The sequence below is a fragment of the Marinibium conchae genome, assembly GCF_015595035.1.
Classification (GTDB): Bacteria; Pseudomonadota; Gammaproteobacteria; order Enterobacterales; family Alteromonadaceae; genus Glaciecola.
The window spans coordinates 1,516,140-1,536,973 of the sequence record NZ_JADNRN010000001.1; the positions used below are offsets into that span (position 1 = coordinate 1,516,140).

Annotated in this window: 9 protein-coding genes; 1 reads left to right on the forward strand and 8 read right to left on the reverse strand. The window is 42.1% G+C overall.

Annotation, left to right across the window (positions count from 1 at the left end; all coding sequences use genetic code 11):
• Positions 1–3,927, reverse strand: coding sequence for a UvrD-helicase domain-containing protein (locus tag ISG33_RS06435; RefSeq protein WP_195732666.1), 3,927 nt, complete (start codon positions 3,925–3,927; stop codon positions 1–3).
• Positions 3,928–7,611 (reverse strand): exodeoxyribonuclease V subunit gamma, encoded by a 3,684-nt coding sequence (gene recC, locus ISG33_RS06440; RefSeq protein WP_195732667.1) that lies wholly within the window; start codon positions 7,609–7,611, stop codon positions 3,928–3,930. It lies immediately after the preceding gene.
• 261 nt (positions 7,612–7,872) lie between these two features.
• On the opposite strand from recC, the gene ISG33_RS06445 reads away from it, so the two are divergent.
• The gene (locus tag ISG33_RS06445; RefSeq protein WP_195732668.1) at positions 7,873–8,526 is read left to right on the forward strand and encodes a dUTP diphosphatase; all 654 of its coding nucleotides are present in this window, start codon (positions 7,873–7,875) and stop codon (positions 8,524–8,526) included.
• A gap of 94 nt (positions 8,527–8,620) precedes the next feature.
• Here the strand turns inward: ISG33_RS06445 and ISG33_RS06450 are convergent, their stop codons facing one another.
• The 6 genes from ISG33_RS06450 to ISG33_RS06475 form a co-directional block, all read right to left on the reverse strand.
• A complete protein-coding gene (locus tag ISG33_RS06450; RefSeq protein ID WP_229333469.1) occupies positions 8,621–9,769 on the reverse strand; it encodes an outer membrane protein in 1,149 nt (382 codons plus the stop codon).
• A gap of 13 nt (positions 9,770–9,782) precedes the next feature.
• Positions 9,783–10,193 carry a type 2 periplasmic-binding domain-containing protein gene (locus ISG33_RS06455; RefSeq protein WP_195732669.1) on the reverse strand — a complete coding sequence of 137 codons (411 nt, stop codon included), beginning with the start codon at positions 10,191–10,193 and terminating at the stop codon, positions 9,783–9,785.
• A gap of 329 nt (positions 10,194–10,522) precedes the next feature.
• On the reverse strand, positions 10,523–12,196 hold the full coding sequence (locus ISG33_RS06460) for an AMP-binding protein (protein WP_195732670.1): 1,674 nt from the start codon (positions 12,194–12,196) through the stop codon (positions 10,523–10,525).
• A gap of 157 nt (positions 12,197–12,353) precedes the next feature.
• Positions 12,354–16,988, reverse strand: a complete 4,635-nt coding sequence (locus ISG33_RS06465) for an EAL domain-containing protein (RefSeq protein WP_195732671.1) — start codon at positions 16,986–16,988, stop codon at positions 12,354–12,356.
• Positions 16,989–17,179: 191 nt separating this feature from the next.
• Positions 17,180–18,922, reverse strand: a complete 1,743-nt coding sequence (dld, locus tag ISG33_RS06470; protein ID WP_195733067.1) for a D-lactate dehydrogenase — start codon at positions 18,920–18,922, stop codon at positions 17,180–17,182.
• Positions 18,923–19,029: 107 nt separating this feature from the next.
• Positions 19,030–20,733 (reverse strand): L-lactate permease, encoded by a 1,704-nt coding sequence (locus tag ISG33_RS06475; RefSeq protein WP_195732672.1) that lies wholly within the window; start codon positions 20,731–20,733, stop codon positions 19,030–19,032.
• Between the last annotated feature and the right edge of the window lie 101 nt (positions 20,734–20,834).

A 20,834-nucleotide genomic window follows, 5' to 3' on the forward strand; every position in this document is an offset into this window, starting at 1 on the left:
TTAACTATCCTCATCCGACTTCGTCGACGATATGCTAAACGCTGACTCCAATGCCTGTATCCATTTAAATTCAAGCTGATCGCTAAATACGCCCGTTACTGTATTGTCATCTATTTTTTTCATGCCTCGCAAATACAGATATTTCACGCCACCAAAATGCTTGTCAAAACGATAATCAACTAGATTTGTTTGTAGATATTTGTGCAGAGCAAGGCTGTACAATAAATACTGAAGGTCATATAAATGATGTTGATTATTAAGGTGACAAGCTTGGGCCTTGTACTGAGCAAAACTATCGCCTAAGTGAGTCGATTTATAATCGGCAACGTAATAGCGCTGGTCGTGTTCAAAAATAAGATCTATATAACCGTGCATCATCCCCCTCAAATCAGGAATATTTTGCATATTCACGGCATTAAAACTGACATCAAAAGACCCACACCTCGACAATCTATACTCATTCAAGATAGTCGTTAATGCCCTCAGATTGAGCGCTTCCATCGGGAAATAGAATTCGGCCTCTCTTAAAGTACTGGTTTTGGCTAGAGAAGACAGTGAAATATTATCGACAATAGGTACCTCGAGGCATTCTTGCAACCAGTCGAAAAGTAGGCTCTTGTCGGTATCATTCAAAGATAGATATTTCGCTAGCGGCGCACTTGCTGCCTCATTCCAATTTGCTGCAGTAAAATCAATATGTTCCAAAATATCATGCAGCAAATTTCCAGCATCAGCGCCTTTCTTCATAGTAAAGCGGAATTTATCAGTTGAGCTAAGTTTCTCGTTCTGCGCACTGAGCTCGAATAATGAGTCATTAGCATTAATTAATGGTGTAAGAGTAGCGCTATGCTCTAATGAAGATTCAACGGCATGCATGCTCAATTCATTTGGTTTGGCAATATCAAAGCTAGTTTTAGAGGACGAGGATTGAAAACGCAGCATGTTTGAAAACGAACTGATGATCCAAGGCTTTCGCTCTTGCAGATCAAGCGGCGCTGGCGAGCTTCGCAACAAGCTTGAACCTTGATCACCCTGCTCTTGAAAAGATGATCGAGAACGCTCTGTCGACGCCGCCCATTCGGTTCCGATAGTCATCATCGATTGCGTTTTACTGTTCGCTTCAATAAGTTGAGAGTAAAACCAGGCCAGTAAAAGGGAATGAGCTTCGTCATCGGCATGATATGTATTATGCACTTCCTGAGGAACACCGAGTACAAGGTTCAAAGCAGAGTTCTCACTTTTTTTATCATCAATGTAGCCCAAATAACAGCGATGTTCCGCCCGAGTTATTGCCACGTATAATAAGCGGATACTTTCAGCATGCTCTTGCTCTTTGTACGCATCCAATGCCGACTGTAAACTACCCAATTGATATAGTGCTTTTCCATTGTCGATATCTTGATAGCGGAAGTGTGTGATTTGCTGTTGCTTGCTGGTTGTGGGATCTTTGTAGCTTGATGCAAATGGCACAAAAACAATAGGATATTCCAAGCCTTTTGAACCATGCAGGGTAACTACTTTGATTAAGTTAGCATCGCTTTCCAAACGTAATTGAAGCGCTTCGTCTTTGCTAGCATTGGCGATTTGATGACTCAACCAAGCTAATTGTTGGTCGCAAGACCGATTTAGCGCGGCAATACCCGCTAGCGACTCAGCAATGTGCATCATATTCGTTATTGCTCTTTCAGCTTTGTGCTTGGGTACATAGTTAGTTTTTATCAAAGTCAATAGCAAGTCGAAAATACCACGCTCCTGCCATTGCTCTTGATAGGCGATACACACATGATAAGCAGCGTCCCAATAGTCATGTTCAATATCATTCAACATAGCTTCAAGTAGCGCATCACCTCCGCTAACCTGCTCCTGTTCATAGGATATCATTGCTTGTTTCGCGACGGCTGTTAAGAGCAGAGAGCTGCTTAAACCCGCCGTTAGTTTGTCACGTTTGTCTACGTTTACGATTGCATTCAAAACACGATAAACCTCTACCGCTTCGGCTGAAACAAACAAGGGGCTTTTCTGACTAAGATATACACTGGCAAGAGCCTCTTCCAGCAAAGCATCTTGTACTCTTTTAGCCTGGTTACCGTCCCTGACGAGGATCGCAATGTCAGCAGGTTTGGTCTTATTAGCGCCAATTGTTGACACCGCTAATAAACGCTTTATTTCTTTCGTCATCCACGCTAGCAAATCATCTTCGAGCTCTTTTGGTTTGCGCCTATGTGATGCTTTACCAGTAGCTATTTGCACTTGCTCTGCGTTAGTTTGGATGACAGGCACGGTATCATCATCAATGCTGATATCATTACCATCAGTGGCGATCATATAGCTTATTGCGCCGCGTATGACCTGCTCGGCATTGATGGGATCATGCAAAGGCATGCTTGCCGCAGAGGCATGCTCCGTAGAGGCAATCTTTTCGTAATGAATATCGAAACCAAATACCGGTAGTGCTGTTTTTTCTGATAAATCACAACCCCAGAATACTCTGTTATAAGCATTAACCATAGCGCTACTTGAACGCCAATTTGTGTCCATAAACCACTGATAAACCGCATCTTTTTTTGCTTTCAAATAGACGAATATATCGCCCCCTCGAAAACCATAAATAGCCTGTTTAGGATCGCCAATCATGATCAACAAGCTATGCTGACTTTTCGCTGGATAAAGTGCATCTAATATTTGATATTGATGGGAATCCGTATCTTGAAACTCGTCAACCAAGGCAACAGGAAATTGCGTTCTAACCGCGTCGACCAAATGAGTGTTCGAGCCAATTACTGAGGAAAATTGTCGAATTAAGTCGTCAAAGCCCATCACTTTTTGCGCGACTTTCGTGCGTTTAACATTTTCCCTTATCTCATAAATCCCTTGTTCAACAATGCTCAGCACAGCTTGTTGCTCGCGCTTTCTATCGAGTTTCTTCTGCCATTTAGGAAGCGCTTTATGAAGCTCATCTTTTAGTGCTTTTAGAGAGGAGAAAGCGGCTTTGATGTCCGCTTTACCCCGATAACGATTTCCATTAATAAAGGCACTCACACTTTTAGGAAGTGTAAGAGTGTCGATAAGGCCAGAGTAAACTTCCATACTTTTCTCAACACTTATTTTTAGCAATGTGTTGAGGCTACTGGCTTGTTTGGAGGCTGCAATAAGTGACGCTAACCATGTCACTAGGTCTTGCCATTCTTGGCTGCGCACTAAAGCGTCATTGTGACTATTAACTAAGGCTTCAAAAATCATGTCTTTTTGAAGAATAAGTTCGTCATAAATACTATCGATAGATGAAGACTCAAGAAAATGTAGACACTCACACACTATCTCTTGTATACAGTCGAGCTCAGTCATCAAGGTAAGTTCTTCATCACTGTCTATCGCATTTCTAAACTCAGAATAAAAAAGCTCAGGATCATGCCAGTTGTGCTGAGAAAGTGCTGTTAACACTGCATCATTACCAGAAAGCCTTCTTATCCAATCTTGTGTAGCTTGCAAGTTAATATCGGAGGTGTCGGCAAGTAATTCAGGTTCCATATCTGCATTTAAACCCACGGCAAATTGCTTTAACACCCGCTGACAAAAGCCATGAATTGTAAAAATAGAAGCATCATCAAGAGATAATAAGGCGGATAACAGCAATGCTTGACCTTCTTCTTGGTCTACCCGTTGCTTCATTTCCAAGGTAAATTCGCTCGGTTTATCAAGTGTCCATTCGGCTTCGACTTCACGTATGAAAGCGGCTATTCTTGCCTTAATCTCCTCTGTTGCTGCTTTCGTAAACGTCATCACCAAAATTTGTTGAACACTGAGTTTCTTCTCTAACAACAGGCGAACGTACAAACGGGTAATATTGAATGTCTTTCCAGTGCCAGCACTCGCCTCAATCAAATGACGAGAATGCAAAGGCAGAGTTAAGTTGTTTAGCATTTCCATTTACTTTCCCTCCCCTAACAACCAAGCATCGGCATTCGCAGGATCAGTAATCACTGCGCTTGTTGTCTTCACTGAGCCAACCATTAGTTGGAAACAGGAAAGCAATGGGCGAAGATTCTCGGCGTTAAAAAGAGGCGGCTCAGGAAAAAAATGTTGGAAGTACGGCGACTGAATAAAGAAAGGTATATTGAATTGGCTAGTGAAGCTATCTTCCCATTTAGCCTTAACTGAACGATGTTGCAGATAGTCATCAAGACTTGCGCTCTCACAACTAAATGATTTATCACCCCGAAAATTCTTGATTATGCTCGCAGCTAAATCCGGAATTGCCAATATCGGCTTTTGCTGACCTTGATTGTAAAAATGCAGCAGAGTCGATAGCTGGCTTTGGGCTTGGGCCTGAGTGATGTCAGAAAAACTCGTCAGCTCTAAGGTTGCTTCGTTTTTAGTATTTTTTCCGATGTTATAGAAGGCAACCTTGATGTCACAGTCTTGCTCCTGAGCGCACTCAGCCAGATAAACAAACCAGACTCTTATGAGGTTTTTGAGAGAGTGACTACTTGGCGCAAATGCTACTATTTTATTGTCATTGCTTCGTTGATATGAATACTCAATACGAATTTCATCTACACCAACACTTTCTGCATTCACAAGCAATGTTTGATGTTTATGATCCATCGGATAATGTTGTGCCAAAGCGGATGCCAAAGAACAACTTTTTTGCAACCATTCCTGTAGTAGTGTTCTGCTGACTATGTCGTTTGGTATATTTCCACTGGCGAGATGTTCTCGCGCAATATTTTCTAATAGCTCGTTAATTTCAAGTCCTGCTCCACTGTCTTTATCAGCAGACATGCACTTTGCGATGCTGTGTGTAGTTTCTGACATCACCGTGTAGCGATCAAGCTGATTTGCTGTGAAGGGCTCAACATCTGAAAACTCTTGCTCTATTTTATCGAGGTAAAGACCTTGGCTTCTATTAGCAAATGATTTTAGAGGATCGGAATAAAAACGAATCAAATCATCAAGTGAGAAAGTGTTGCTGAGCAGACTTTTGTCACCGCCACCGCTTTGTTCTTTTGACTGAATGGTGTTTGTATCTGGGGTGTTGAGCGACAACTTCCTTATCGTATTCATTAAACGAAACCACCCAGTATCATAGCTTGTTTGAAAATCGTGAATTCTGGGCTTTCCTTTTTCATCACGAGAAGCGAAATTGTGTTCTGAAAAGGGATGCAAAGCCTGCTGTGCAATGTAGCTCGGTGTGTTACCGCCATTTCTGGCATCGAGTGTTTGCAGATGTTCAACAAATTCAGTGAAAACAAGACTGGGTTCTTTGACCTTATTCGTTTTGATACTCTTGCCTTGATAGCTTAAATACAATGTTTCTCGTGCCGACAATATCGCCTCGAGAAACAAATAACGGTCATCCCCTCGGCGTGAACGATCTCCTACCATCCGACCGACATGAGTGATCAGGTTTACGTCAACTTGATTATTTTTGCGAGGGAAGTCTTCGTCATTTAAGCCTAAGATGGCAATGATCTTAAAGGGAATACTGCGCATGGGCATCATGGAGCAAAACGTCACTTGACCTGTCATAAAATGATTTCGAGAGTCGGGACTGGAGAAAGCTTGCTCGAGATTTGCTCTAAGACTAGCAATTGACCACGTCTGTGTGCCTAGACTTTCAAAAGACATACCTTGTTCCGTTATTAAATTGGAAGGCAGGTTTGTTGCCATATCATAATGTTCAAAAAAAGTACCAAGGATCTGACTTAACATATTTTCAGCGAAAGCGTCACTACTCATTTCTTTCGCTGTTGATTTGACGCCGTCATGTGTTTGTTCACTGGTATCAAACAAATCGCTTTTTAACTCAAACAAATAATCCTTCCACTGCGACATGGTTCGGAATGTGGACAATAAACGTCGATGTTTTTCTAAGCGCTCAATCACCTGCATTAGTCGACCAAGGGCAATCGACTGCTGGCCTTCAACATCATCTATTAGCAAATTACCATCAACACCGAATTGAGTATGGTCACCACAAATAAAACCATCAAGCAAGCGTGACAAGCCCCATTCCCAGGTATAGTCGACAGCAGTCGTAGCTTTAGCTCCTTCATCAGTGTTGGTTCCAAGCACGGCACTGCGATGCTGCGCATCGAGCCCCCAAAAAATATTACTCTTTTCAATCCATTGCGTAAATAAATGCAGGTCGTCGTCATGTAGGTTGAACTTAGCCATTACCGACGAATTCCTGCAAAACGAAAGTAAGTCGACAACACTGAAACGGCTATCAGGCAATGCAAGCATCTGCATAAAAACAGCAATAAGAGGCTCTGCATCTAAAGGATTTCTATCGGCAATAGAGCAAGGCACTTTCTTTTCTCCTTGGCCATTAAGAGCGCTGATTCCACGTGAGAAAATAGCATTAATAAAAGGAGAGTAATCTTCGATTGCTGGGCACATCACGAGAATATCATGAGCTTCTAGTGTTGGGTCTTCATTTAATTTCTGCAGGAGATAATCATGTAGTACCTGCACCTCGCGCAAAGCACTATGGCAGGATCTGAGTATTATCGAGTCATCATACTCCTGTGCTACTATGTTTTTTGCCTGTTCATTGCTCAGCTCACTCTTGCCCTCAAGAATACCCAATTGAGTAGCTGCTAGTCTGTTTAACATACGGCGCTGATCGTTATCGTCATCACGTCTTAGATTCGTAAAGTCTTCGGCGCTGTCAAAAGCAGCAATTTCATAGTTCTGTGCATTAGCTAATAAGTTAAAAAGATCCTTTCCTTGCTGACCAAGATTCCTGAGTAAGGGATGTATCGACTGTTGTTCAATCCAAGCATCAATCTTGCCCTGTCGAACTTTTGCGGCAAGTGACTTATCTGAGCGAATATCACCCCAATAATCAACACAAGGATTAAGATGGAAAAAGTGAACGTGACTGTACTTTGCTATTTCACTAAAAAAAGACAGTGTTTGCGGTGCCATGGTATTGATACCGAAAAAATAGATCTCTTTTGGTAATACATGGGCCATTTCCGCTAAGTGTTCGATAGCTTTTTGTTGAAGACGAACGGGATGATTTGGCTCCTCGTCAACCAGACGCTTCCATAGCCAAGACTGCCAAACTTCATGCTTTTCAAAAGCGTTTTTCTGCAGCTGAGTTAATTCACCAACGTCAATGCTACCGCCATCCTCCCATGTTAACAGCCATTGTGGGCGGAACATTAAATACTGCTCAAAGGTATCCGCTATATGCCGACTTAGCTCAATTCGTCGTGTTTGCAAACTTGCAATATTATCTTGGGATTGCCAATAGGACTCAATTGAAGCCTCGAAATCCATGTCCAGAAACTCTCTAGACTGCAGTATTTTATCAATGCGCCATTGCATTACCTCTCTCTTGTAGACGGATTGATATGGTACCTTGTCTTCACCTAATATACTGCGGCATAATTGCCAAACGAAACGCGTCGGCATTGGGAATTCGAGGTTCATTGCAATGCCATTATGCTGAGCAATTTGCATATTCAACCAATGCTGCATACCCGTACTTTCAACCAAAATTGTTTTGGCTTGAAGAACCGCTTGTTCGCTTTTTTTCAGCACAGCATTAAGCAAAAGACTTAAGTGTTCGAGCTTGTTAGATGGATAAAGAGTTAGCATTTAAGCTTACCTGCTCCTTGGTTAGTGTCGTTTGCAAGATAATACAATGTGATGGTAGAAGCCCTTCGACAATAGTATTGTGTAGGCTAAATCGCTACACTATACACTACAGTAAAACGCTGCGTTGTTGCGCTGTTTGCTTTGTATATCGCTATTTCCGCGATTTTTGCTAACCGCCACGAGCGACAATATTGGATTAAAGTGTAAACGATACAGTGCTCACAATCATCAAAAAATAATGATAAAAATATAGGAAGTAACATGCTGAATAAGACTCAACTTGCCACCATGCTAGATTTGCAAGATGCGATGAACAAAAAGGTCAATCCAGATTGGCTTAACGCAGGTTATGCTTACTTAAGAGCAGCAATGATAGAATCAGTCGAGGCGATTGAACACCACGGCTGGAAATGGTGGAAAGCGCAGTCTTTGGATCTCGCTCAAGTTCAAATGGAACTTGTTGATATTTGGCATTTTGCACTTTCACACTTAATCATTCAGCACAAAGGCGACATTGCCGCCGCGGCGACGGACATTGAAGCCTCTCTAAAGCTATCTCATCGGTCCGTGACCTTTGATGGCAAGAGCATCGATTTTAGCGAGGCATCATTGGTTGAAAACTTAGAGTTAATGGCTGGCCTTTGTATAGCTAAACGCTTTGATGTACCACTGTTTATTCGTATCGTCTCGCAAGCCGATATGAGCTCTGACGACCTTTATGCGCAATACGTTGGTAAGAATGTACTGAACTTTTTCCGTCAAGATCACGGGTATAAAGATGGCAGTTATATCAAGATTTGGAATGGTCGTGAAGACAATGAACACTTAGTTGACATATTAGCTGAAACCAAACCAAGTGTTGAATCTTATGCTGATGCCCTATATCAAGGCTTGCAAGCAAGATACCCTGCATAACACTCGAGCGCATACGAAAAAGGTGATTTAACTTCACGTTAAATCACCTTTATTTATTTACTCATCGCGAGAAAAGTCACTCGCTGAGTGTGACTTAAAACACGTAATTAACACTGAACTTGATAACGTCAGTATCAACTGCATCTTCAGGGTTTGCCTCGGCTACGTCGATCTTATTATCATAGCTGGTGTATTCAGCCTTCAAGGCAACGTTAGTCGCAATGTCGTAGCGCATACCAACAGTTATCATTGAATACTCTTCAAAGAAAGAAGACTGCAAGCCAGCGTTTATGCCAGTAACAACGGTTCTGAATGGTTCGGGTAACACGTTAACGCTTTCTTGGAAACGCACATCGCCTCTACCGTCGCGTTCTTGATAAGTTATGTGCGGAGTAAACTTACCAAGACGAGTACCGGCGGTCACATAGTACGCCGTGTCTTTAGGCGAAAATGAATCCTCTATATCAATGGTTGTATACTCAGCGCTCACAAACCAATCAAAGTTGTCATATTCGAGACCAAAGCCCAGAAACACCCCCTCGTCTCCATCTATGGCCAATTCATCAGCCAATACTGGTGATATCTCGGAGATGCTGGCTAGAGCAGCGTCTAAGGCGCCTTGTGAGAATTGGTTTTCACCGCGGCCCCAGACAATTCGTCCTTTAATATTACTCATGTTGCCTTCAAAACTTGCTAAAACAACATCTTTTGCCTTATTAATTCCGCCACCTATCTCATCTTCGTAATTACCATAGGAAAACTGCAGCACGTATTCAAAATCACCGGAATAATTCGTGTAATCATAGCGAATACCGTTGATATTGTTAAAGGCTACGTCGTAGACTGTTTGTGGTGCTTCAATCCAATGATATGAGTAACCCACATCTAACGATGCGCTGTAACGAAAGACTGGTAAACGGAAGCGACCAGCAATTATTTCTGAGTTATCACTTGCGGTATAAGTAAGATACGCCCACTCAAACTCTGCTGAATAGTCATTTGAACCACGCGCAATGACCTGTGCTGTTGCCATCCACTTATCAGATATATCACCAGAGAACTGAATCGCAAATAAGCTGTCGTTTGAGAAGTCAATATCCTCGGTAGTACCAAATAGATTAGTATCTTCAGTGGTTATGCCCGTAGTTAAGTTAGCGAAACCATTAATACGTATGTCGGCTTGTGCTTGGAATGTTGCTAACACCGCTACTGCAACGATAGAAAGTTTTTTATTAATTTTCATAATGATGGCGTCCTTACAGTTCGACAACTTTAACAGCATCAGTAACTGATGCTTTGTTTATATAACCGATTACACTCGGATTCTTAGAAACAAGGTCAATCACTTCCGCATCGCTTGCAACTTCCTTAGGTGGAATGCCTTTACCGGTAAATACCAATTTTGACCAGTATGCAGAAACTTGGCTTGAACTTCTTCCTAGTACATTTTGATCAAAGTCTTGGCGTATTTGATTATCAGCCACTTGGTTAACCGCGATAGTTTCAGCGCCGTCAGCAAATTTTTTGTCTTTACCTAAGAAGATGCGTTGTACGGTTTTTGAATCAAGAGCATTTGCATTCGCTGGATTAACAACAACCACTATTTCAGCTAAAGCCATATTTGCTGCAAAAAGCAAGGTAGCTGCAAGCAAGAATTTTTTGAACATGTGTGAGTTCCTCGTTCTATATAATTAAAACATTGTTTTGTAAGTAAGTTATATCGGCTCGAAAATCTGCTTCATTAATACAAGCAGCATCGCTGATCCATCTCCGGCATTACTATCTAACTCATATGGGCAACATGTATGATCCTTTGCAGATCGCCCGTGCGCGTTTGTGTATGGCTTTAAGCCAAAAAAACGCTGATGTAAGTCACTACATAGCGCGAAGTATACCCAGTGGAACAGAAAGTATAGGTATGACTTTACATACTCTATTATATTTTACACACAAAAAAAGCGACGATTGCCGCTTTATAACGAAAAATGTTGAAGACTTAATCCTTCCAGACCACGCTACCGCTATGTTCCTGCAATATCACGCTTTTAAATTTTTCTTCGATAACATGACGTTTTACTTTTAAGGTCGGCGTTAGTAAGTCGTTCTCAATAGACCACTCTTCCTTGAAAACAACAATGCGGTCCAATCGTTGGTGACTTTCAAGACTTGAATTGACATGTTGCAAGGTCGCATTCAAGCTCTGCTCAATCCCGTCCTTGTTATGAGCTCTTGCTTCTTCAGATAACACCAATAGTGCAATCGGTTGAGGAAGGTTAGTACCGGTAACACATACTTGCTCAACTATTGGATTCTCCATCAGTTTTGCCTCAATTGGCGCAGGTGTCACATATTTACCCTTTTCAGTTTTGAAAATGTCTTTTAAACGACCGGTTATTTTAACGAAGCCTTCACTATCAATAATACCTTTGTCACCCGTTCGCAAGTAACCGTCATTGGTGAATACACCGGAGGTTTTTTCTGGCTCTTTATAATACCCGATCATATTGCAAGGAGAGGCGACTTGTATTTCACCATCTTCAGCTATTCGAACATCCACCCCATCATATGCTTTACCGATACTGCCAATTTTATCCAGCCTAAATGGCACACTGCTTGTGCCATAGGCACTATTTTCAGTCATTCCCCAGCCTTCGGATATATCAATCCCTATCTTGTGAAACCACTCGATAGTTGCCGGTGCCAGCGGTGCAGAACCAGACGCCCACAAACGAGCAGAGCCGAGGCCCATCTCAGCTCTGATTTTCTTCGCTACTTTTTTGCCTACAAATGGAATACTCAACAGAAAGCTAAGCTTTTTCTGGGGTATTTTAGCTAACACACCCATTTGAAATTTCGTCCACAAACGTGGCACCGAGATAAATAGTGTTGGCTGACATGTCTTCACATCGTGCGTGAAAGTCTCAAGAGACTCAACAAAACGAATTTGCATGGTCGAGTAAAAACTGGCGAGTTCAACAAGCACTCGCTCTGTAATGTGGGCAAGCGGTAGGTAGCTGACTATCCTGTCATTATCGTTAACCGACAAGGCATTAAGTGAATTGCGAGCAGCCCAACAAATCGTTTTATAGGTATGCACAACGCCCTTAGGTTGCCCAGTGCTTCCTGATGTATAAATAATAGTCATAATATCATTCATATCAGGAAGAGGACTATCTTCTATAGGGGCATTATTGGTAAAGCTGTCCCATGATGTCTCGACGGGAATATCCGGATAAGGAAAACCGACTTTAGCAACACCATCGGGAACGGAAGCAACTTGCTCGTCCATATTATCAAGTTTTCCAATAAAAATAAGCGGGCAATCGGCGTGCTTGAGAACATATTGGATGGTGTCTTTACCCGCCGTAGCGAATATCGGGACCGAAATGTGACCAGCCATCATAATGCCAAGGTCAGCTATCATCCATTCGGCGCAGTTTTTCGATAGAATAGCGATCCGTGATCCCTTAGGATAATTCAGTTCTCTGAGGCCTGCAGCCACCCTTCTAGCTTGATTTGCAGTCTCGGCCCAAGTGAAGGTAACATCGCTACCATTTTTAGGCTGAGTTAGGAAAAGCGTATTCGGCTTTGTCGACTCCCATTGATATAAAAGTGCCAAAGGCGATAGTATATTTTCTTGTGATATCAGGTTCGCATTATCTAAAGGCATTGTATGTCCACAGTTTACAATTAATTCACATAACTATAATAATGAGCGAAATTCGTAAATATACAACTGGTTTTTTCCATACAAATCATCAGTTTTATACGAAGTGAATTTTTTATAACGACAAAAATTACGATGAACTGAGCTGAAAGAAGCGATTTTACTTGTTTGTGGTCTTATGAGCCGATGAGTTGCGTCGGCTATTCGTTTCCATCAACCACGTTTTTTGAAACAATTCATAACAACTTTCTTCAGGTACAGGCTTTGAAAAGAAGAAACCTTGTAGGTAACGACAACTGGTGTTGGAAAAATAAGCAAGCTGACTTGCAGTTTCTATTCCTTCAGCAACCGTGTCCATATTCAACATATCCGTCATTATCAGCGTAGACTTAATTATCGACTCGGTTGCACTGTCGATGCCAATGTCATCCACAAAGGACTTATCAATTTTCAAGACATCAATAGGAAAGTCTTTTAAGTAACGCAAACTCGAGTAACCCGTTCCAAAATCATCCAGCGATATTTTAAAACCCAACTCTCGCATTTCATCCATGTAGTCCAAGGTGTTATCGTCGTTATCAACAAGTAGGCCTTCCGTTATTTCAAAACGTATCGCACCAGTCGGCAAATCAAAGGATGCAAGGAGGGCTAATATCGATTCGAAATCTGGCCGTGTACTAAATTGTTTGGCTGATAAGTTAATCGCAACATAGCCTCTAAAGCCCTGCTTGTACCAAGACGATAGATCACGGACCGCTCGCTGGATGGCTTGCATTGTCATTTCACCAATCAATCCGATCTGCTCAGCAATCGGGATAAACTGCCCTGGAGAAATAAACTGATTGTTGCTCTGCCACCGCATAAGCATCTCGAAACCCGCTGTGCGTTTTTCTTTTATATCGATTATGGGTTGGTAATAGTTTTGAAACTCGTTTCGGCTTACGGCTACCTTTATCTTGTTTTGAAGAAGCATGTCCTGCTGCACGCGCTCGTTCATCTGTGCAGTAAAATGCTGAAACTTGTTTTTGCCAGCCTCCTTCGCGCTATACATAGCAACATCAGCATTTCTAAGCAAAGTGTCGGCATCATTAGCATCATTTGGATACATAGAAATGCCCGCGCTGGCCGACACGCTCACCGTTTGCGTGCCCAACATAATGGGTTTTTCGATTTCCACGAGCAGTTTGGCAACGACTCTGTTAACTTCTGTTATGCTATGTACTTCTTCCAGTACTGCCACAAATTCGTCCCCTCCTAGACGGGAAACAACGTCGCTGGCACGTAACACCCCTTTGATTCTCTTTGCGATTTCAATGATAACAGTATCTCCAGCCTTATGACCGAAAGTATCGTTAATAGGCTTAAATCTGTCTAAGTCAATAAACACGGTAGCCAAACTTGTGCTATGTCGCCTAGCAAAAAGAATCGCGCCTTTAAGGCGCTCGATAAGCATGGTTCTATTTATGAGGCCAGTGAGAACATCGTAGTTGGCTAATTTTTGTAAACTGACCTGTGCTTCTTTTTGTTCACTAATATCAGTCATAATAACTAAGTAGTATTCGACTAAACGCTCATCACTCTCGTCAGCGATTGCGTTTATGTCAGTAATAGTAGATATCTTTCTGTTTGAAAGTTCCAAATCAATTTCAGACTTCCATCTCTCGCCAGGTTTTAAACTGGCTAAGCGATTGAAAAAGGCATGTCTTACCTCGCCAACTTGCTTTCTCACTTTTTTTAGCTGAAAAGATAAGTCGAGTGACTCATCGAGACTGAAAGCCTTATAGAAGCTGGGGTTTGCCCCCAACGGAACTTTATTGCGGTCGAGAATAATAACCCAGTCTCTAGTATGTTTGAATGCATCACCAAATAATTTCAGCCGCTCTTTTGAGGCCATCGTTTCAGTGACATTGGTGTAAGTTCCGGTTACATTTACATCACCGTCTAGTGCAGAAGAAATGCTTCCCGCATCTCTAAACCACAAGTAGTTCCCACTTTTATGCAACATGCGGTAGGTGTTATCAAATTGTTCATCTTCACCACGTATAAATTGACGCCATGCCGATAAATATTGAAGGCGATCAAGTTCATGTATTAACGACAAGTGCTTTTCAAAAGCAACCGTTGGCCCATTGCCCGTGTAGCCTAATTCATGCTCTATACGTTTGCTTGTAATAAGTTTTGTGTTTGATGACCATTCCCAAATATCTGAATTACTCGCCTTTAAGGCATTTGTAAGACGTTGGTTATAAAGCCCAATTTGATAATTTGCGTCGGCAAGTCTGTTTTGAGTGATGTTTCGTCTAATAATAAAAACAGCTAACAAGGCACATATAATAAAGGTATAAATAGTGATCGCGGTGGGTGACCACCAAGGCGCATATTTTACACTAAGTTCCAATCTTGCTGGGTTTATATCTTTACCGACGCCTCTTTTTTTGTAAATTTCGAGCGTATGTTTGCCCGGAGGTAGACTTGAAAGCTCTATTCTATTTATGACTGCTTTAGGAGAATTAAACACCTTATCATTGCTCACCAATCGATAGTAAAAGCGGTCACTTTCAACTGCACCAAAATCTAGTGAAGAAAAATTAACGCTCAAACCATGATCATCGTGCTCTAACTCTAATTTTGTTCCATTTAGCTTTCGATAAGGAAAATCTATACTTCTAGAGTGCAAAGAGATCTGAGTTATTACGGGAGTCTTTTCAATTCCCGATGAGAGCAAGCTTACTTTTAGCGGCGAAAAAATAACTAGCCCTTTGCTAGAGCCGTATACCATCTCGCCATTAGTAAGTACCGTATGGGCGCCATCGTTAAATTCGGACGATGAAACTCCTTGCATGTATTGGTAGCTAGCAACTAATTGCGAATTACCATTAAATTCATGCAAACCAGAATGAGAGCTAAACCATATATTGCCTTGGTAATCCAACGCAAGGTCGTAAACTAAGTCAGTGGGAAGAATATTCGCAGACGAGAACTCATTCTCTTGCTCTAAGGTGGAGCCGTCTAATTGGAATAAGCCCTTACCAGCATAACTAAGCCAAATGTTGTTTTCGTTGTCGCGCATCCAATCAGTCGGGATCATGTCTAAAGTTGCTCCCTCTTGAATAATGGAATGAAGCACCTTCATTGATTTGCTTTCAGTGTTATATCCCAGCAGTTGACCCGACGCAGATATAAGTAACTGCGAGGTTCTAATATCAAAGCCTATTAGAGTGTGGTTAATCGCGGAATTAAAGCCCATGTCACTAACAGAAATTGCTTCAATACTTTTGTTTTTATAATCGATTCGGTAAAGGTTGCCACTTTCATTAAGCGACCAAAATATGTCTGAAGATTCCTGAGCGAGTCCGAATGAGTATTCTTCGAACACAGCATTAGTCTCGTTATCTTCCAAGCTAAATTGAGATAGCGTTTCATCTTCCGTCGAGAATATGCGTAAGCCAGCACCGGTTGCTATGAGCAGATTACCATCACTGAGCGTAACAATTTGTTGAATATAAGAAGTGGTATAACGATCGGTTTCATCGTTTGAGAGCAAAAAACTCTCGATTTTTTCAGTCTGTAGATTTACTTTGTCGAGCCCTTTTTCTGAACCAACCCAGAGAAGATCGCCTTTACCCTCTACGATGCTCCATATTACGTTGCTACTCAATAATTCGTCACTTGAGCTATCAATTTTGTTATAAATAGCGCGAAAAGCAACGCTGTCTGGTGACCAAAACATCGCCCCAGACATCATTGTTCCAAACCAAACCCCGCCTTTTTTGTCTACCTCCAAAGCTGTCACACTTTTATCAGTTATTGCTTCACGATCTTTTTGCGGCTCAAGTAGCAGACTAAACGTGTTTGTATCTTGTCGATATTCATAGAGTCCTTTGTCGCTGGCAACAAATACATCATTGTTTACCCCATTGCGAATTCTCCAAACGTTCAAGGTGTCGTTGAGCACATTGACCTGAGGTAATTCCCAATCATTTTGTAGATGTTGCTGAATTGCGGTAAAAGGTATCTCAAATAGACCATTCACAGTCCCAATCCACAAGGAACCACTTGGGCGCAGATTGAAATGCTTTACGTTATTTGAATTGTCGTAGATGTTTTGATCTAACGATAAGAAATCAACATAGCGTAGCGTGTCATTGACCAAATCTTTTGCATATAAGCCATGATCAGTGCCGATAAGCAGGATGCTTTCCCGTTTCATAACAGTGCGAATGTTATTGCTTGCGTTAACCTTATCCATGCTTAACTCATAAAGCGTTTTCAGGTTTTTCTCTGCTGTCTCATACATCAATACTTGATGATTTGATGCAATAATTATATTTCCATTTTCATCTTCTGTGATGGCCTCAGCATATTGCATCCATTGCTCATCATTTTTGTAGGCCTCTGCGAAAATTTGTTCAGTTTCGCGAGTGTCGAGGTTGAAGCGATAAACGCCACTTAAGCCTGTAGACACCCATAAAAACCCTTGTGAATCTTGGTATATCGCATATACAGGATTGTTGAGAAACTCCCCATTATTTCCTTTGATAGGAACAACTTCGTGCCCATCAAAGCGATCTAAGCCTTGTTCAGTACCAAAAAAAACAAAACCGTCACTATCAATATGCACATCAAAAATAGTGTTTTGACTGAGTCCTTTGCCCGTGTCGACGTGAAGTAAACGAGGAGATTCGTGTATTGCTTGGTCGTTTGGCGCAGACAAAGCTGGGGCGACCGCAAAAATAAGGATGAATGCGGTAAATGCAAGCAGTTGAATTAACAACCTAGGTGATAAATGATTCACCGCTGCTCGGTTTGAGTGGCCTATATATGTATCAATAATTAGCTAACCATATGGCGTGTTAAAGCGCTAGTATGTTACTACGTTGTGCTTACAATTCCAAAAGAAGCTAAATTTAGTCTTTTTGCGGCCATATGTCATGAATTAATCGCGCTCAAAAGCCATGACATTTTATACCATGGTATAACACTTCCCTATAAACAACAGGAACAGTTGCGCTGTGTTTTCTCCATCTTTCCAACCCCAGGATTAAAAGTATTTGTTGGGTCGAGCTGCTTGTAGAAAGACTTTAACTGTGGTTCGGCTTCATATAAATGGCCTACGTTATGTTCCGCAGGGTATTTTGCCCCTCTTTGATTCAATAAATTCAACATGGCTGCTTTGACTTCACTGGCATTCGCGCCTTTTTTTAAAATGTAGTCTTGGTGAAATACGTAACAGAAGAAATGACCATAATAGAGCTTCTTATCTAACTGTTCGTCTATTTCTTTTGGCAACGTTTCTAACCAATTCATTTCATTCCGAGGTAAGGCAATATCTAAGGCTAATATTTCCCCGACTGAGTTTTCTTTCATTGTTTGATATCGAATAGCGGCACCCGCTGCAGCAAAGCGATTGAGATAAGCTTTTTGAGCCTCGCTTTCATCACAAATAAGAAAACTACCTGTGTCTGATTTAGCAAAAAATTGACTTAAAAATACTTCCGCCTCATTAATGCCCTCATCACTCATCTTTAAGATTAAGTGGTGTTCGTATTTGTCTCTGTAGTCTAGTAGTCGACGTGGAAGATGGTTTGGGAACAAATAGCTGAGCACTTGCATGCATTTGTCGCTAAGATTACGCGGTAACCATGACTGCTTATTTAGCACAGCGTCAATTCTACCTTTGATCGAGAAAAGCTTTGGAAGACGGTCGGTGCCTAAGTGCAGCACGCTTAGGAAAGTATCCTTCCCGTATTTTTGTGAAATATCAAAGATATCCCTGTGCATGTATTCACCCACTTCAGGGATATTGGTAAAAGATGACAGAATTTGTTTGCGTAAATTAGCGAGCTCTGCGGTATCGTTAGTGCCAATGTAAAAAGTCTTTTCTTGCTTATTCACTGGGTAGGTGTCGAGTCGCACAGCAAACACCGCTAACTTGCCCGCGCATCCACTAGCTTCGTAGAGTCTGCGCTCGTCTGCATTAAAGCGACTAGGAGTATTTGCCTCTACATCTCTAATCCGTTCAATATATTCTTTATCCGACGCCATTCGATCCGTCGTCCGCTCTTGTTGCTTTACGAACTTACCCGCTTCCAGATTGGTTAATATTTCCTCAGGCGTGTTACCAAGCTCAATACCGAGGTGATTTACTAACACAAGCTCACCATGCTCATTCACTTGTGCATAAACTGAAAGTTCCGTGTAAGAAGGCCCCCGTTTTACTAGTGCGCCGCCAGAATTATTAGCTACCCCACCCACAATTGATGCGCCTAAACATGAGGAACCAATCACCGAATGAGGGGCTCGCCCTACTTCTTTCAGTTCTTTTTCAAGTTGATGCAGGGTTGCACCTGGCAAACTAACAACTTGCTCTCCTTCATTTAGCAAGTACAGCTTGTCGATTGCCAGAGTATTGATCACTACTACTGGCCGGTCATAGTCATTACCGCTGGGCGTAGACCCTTCGGTAAGACCCGTGTTGGCAGCTTGCATCACGATTATGACATTTGACGATACACACACTTCGAGGCATTTCCAAAGGGCAAGCAATGAACTTGGGAAAAGAACGGCCAGTGCCGCCCCCCCACCTGAACGCCAACCTTTGCGGAAATGTTCGTTCTTCTTTGGATCAGCCTTGATGTATTCAGCGCCAATCGCATCAATGAATTTATTGAGTATGTCAGACTCACTGTTTGCGTGTTTACCACGATTATTGATACCAGTATTTATCATATCTTCAGTTGATTTCACTTTTGATAAAGTGTGAACCACTCCTAATCCTGAATCGCTAAAGTCACCATGAAAATCGCCATGTTGACCTCGAACTTTGCGTAGTTGACTCATGCTAATGGCCCGGTATAGCCGACGACATAAATAATGAACATTGCTATTAGGCCTGTAAACACAACGTAATACAGCGTCGGCAAAATGGTACGGCGCAAGGTTGCGCCTTCCTGCCCTAGCAAGCCTACCGTTGCCGACGCGGCAACGACATTATGAATCGCAATCATATTTCCTGCAGCAGCACCAACCGCTTGGGCTGCAATAACAACGACTGGTGATATTTGTAAACTCATTGCGGCTTCAAACTGAAATTGACTAAACATCATGTTCGATACTGTATTCGACCCTGCTATGAAAGCTCCTAATGCACCAATCGTTGCACTAACCATAGGGAAAGCCGATCCAAATATATTCGCAAACAACTCGGCACTTGCCACTGGCATGCTCACAATGTCGGACATATTTACACCAGAATTAATGAAAATTCTTACCATGGGAATTGTGAATATCAGAACAAAACCAGCGCCAAGTATTGTTTTACTTGAATCTTTGAACGCTGAACCTAATGCATTACTGGGCTTTTTACTTTGGATTAACGCAGCAAAGATAGCGCTAATGAGCAGTAAGCCGCCCGGAAGGTACAAAGGGCTGAAGCCAGCATTGATACCTGTTTCCCCTAGTATAGACGAAAAGTTCAAGCTAAAGTCGGTAAGTAAAGATTTAAACTCAACAAACACTCGCGAACAAACTAGCAAAAGAGCAACCAAAAGGTAGGGCATCCACGCTACGACAGGCGAAATTTTGTCACGAGCGCTCTGCATTTCAGTTTTTATTTCGTCAACAACAAGCTTACCAAGCCATGCCCCCGGCCATTCATCTTTGGGCGCAAAATCCCAGGTTTTTTTCGGCATTAAAAAGCCATGTTTCGCCGCCGTTACAACAATGGCCATACTTACCAGCCCCCCCATTAAAGATGGGAATTCTGGCCCCAGGAACACACCGGTTAATGCATAAGGGACAGTAAACGCTAGGCCCGCAAAGATAGCGAAAGGCAATACACTTAAGCCCTCGCTCCAACGCTTGTTTTTGCCAAAAAAGCGGGTCAGCATCATCACCATAAACAAAGGCATAAAGCTGCCAACGATCGCATGAATAATAGCCACCTGACTGGTAATCAGTTGCAAAAATGCGTCCCATTGCCATCCTTCCTGTAGTAATTGAGCACTAATTGCTTCTGTGTTTAAACCTTTATTAACGCCTATGACGATGGGGGTACCAACTGCCCCGAAAGACACTGGCGTACTTTGTATCATCATTCCCATTAATACTGCAGCGAGTGCTGGAAAGCCAATCGCTACCATCAATGGGGCTGCTATGGCAGCGGGAGTGCCAAAGCCTGAAGCACCTTCAATAAAAGTCCCAAAACACCATGCAATAATAATCGCTTGTACACGTCTATCCGGTGACACATTGGTAAATCCGGCTCTGATAACCGCAATAGCACCGGTGTGTTTCAGGGTATTCAGAAGAAAAATTGCACCGAATACTATCCAAAGTACTGAGCTTGTAATTACCAAGCCTTGTAGGATTGAAGATGACACTCTAGTTAAGGTCATGTCCCAGACAAAAACGGCAATAACAGCTGTTACCAATAGTACAACTGGCATTGCCTTTTTTGCCGACCATTGAAGGCCGATGAGTAGAATGCCCGAAAGCACAATCGGTAATAACGCTAATAGCCCATAAGTGATTTGGTTCACAAGCTTATCCTCTACTGTAGTTGTTAATAATTGTTTTACTTCTCTGTAAATCGCACTTATTAAGCATTTGTTAATAATGTTGCAAGTTAGAAACAACTCTA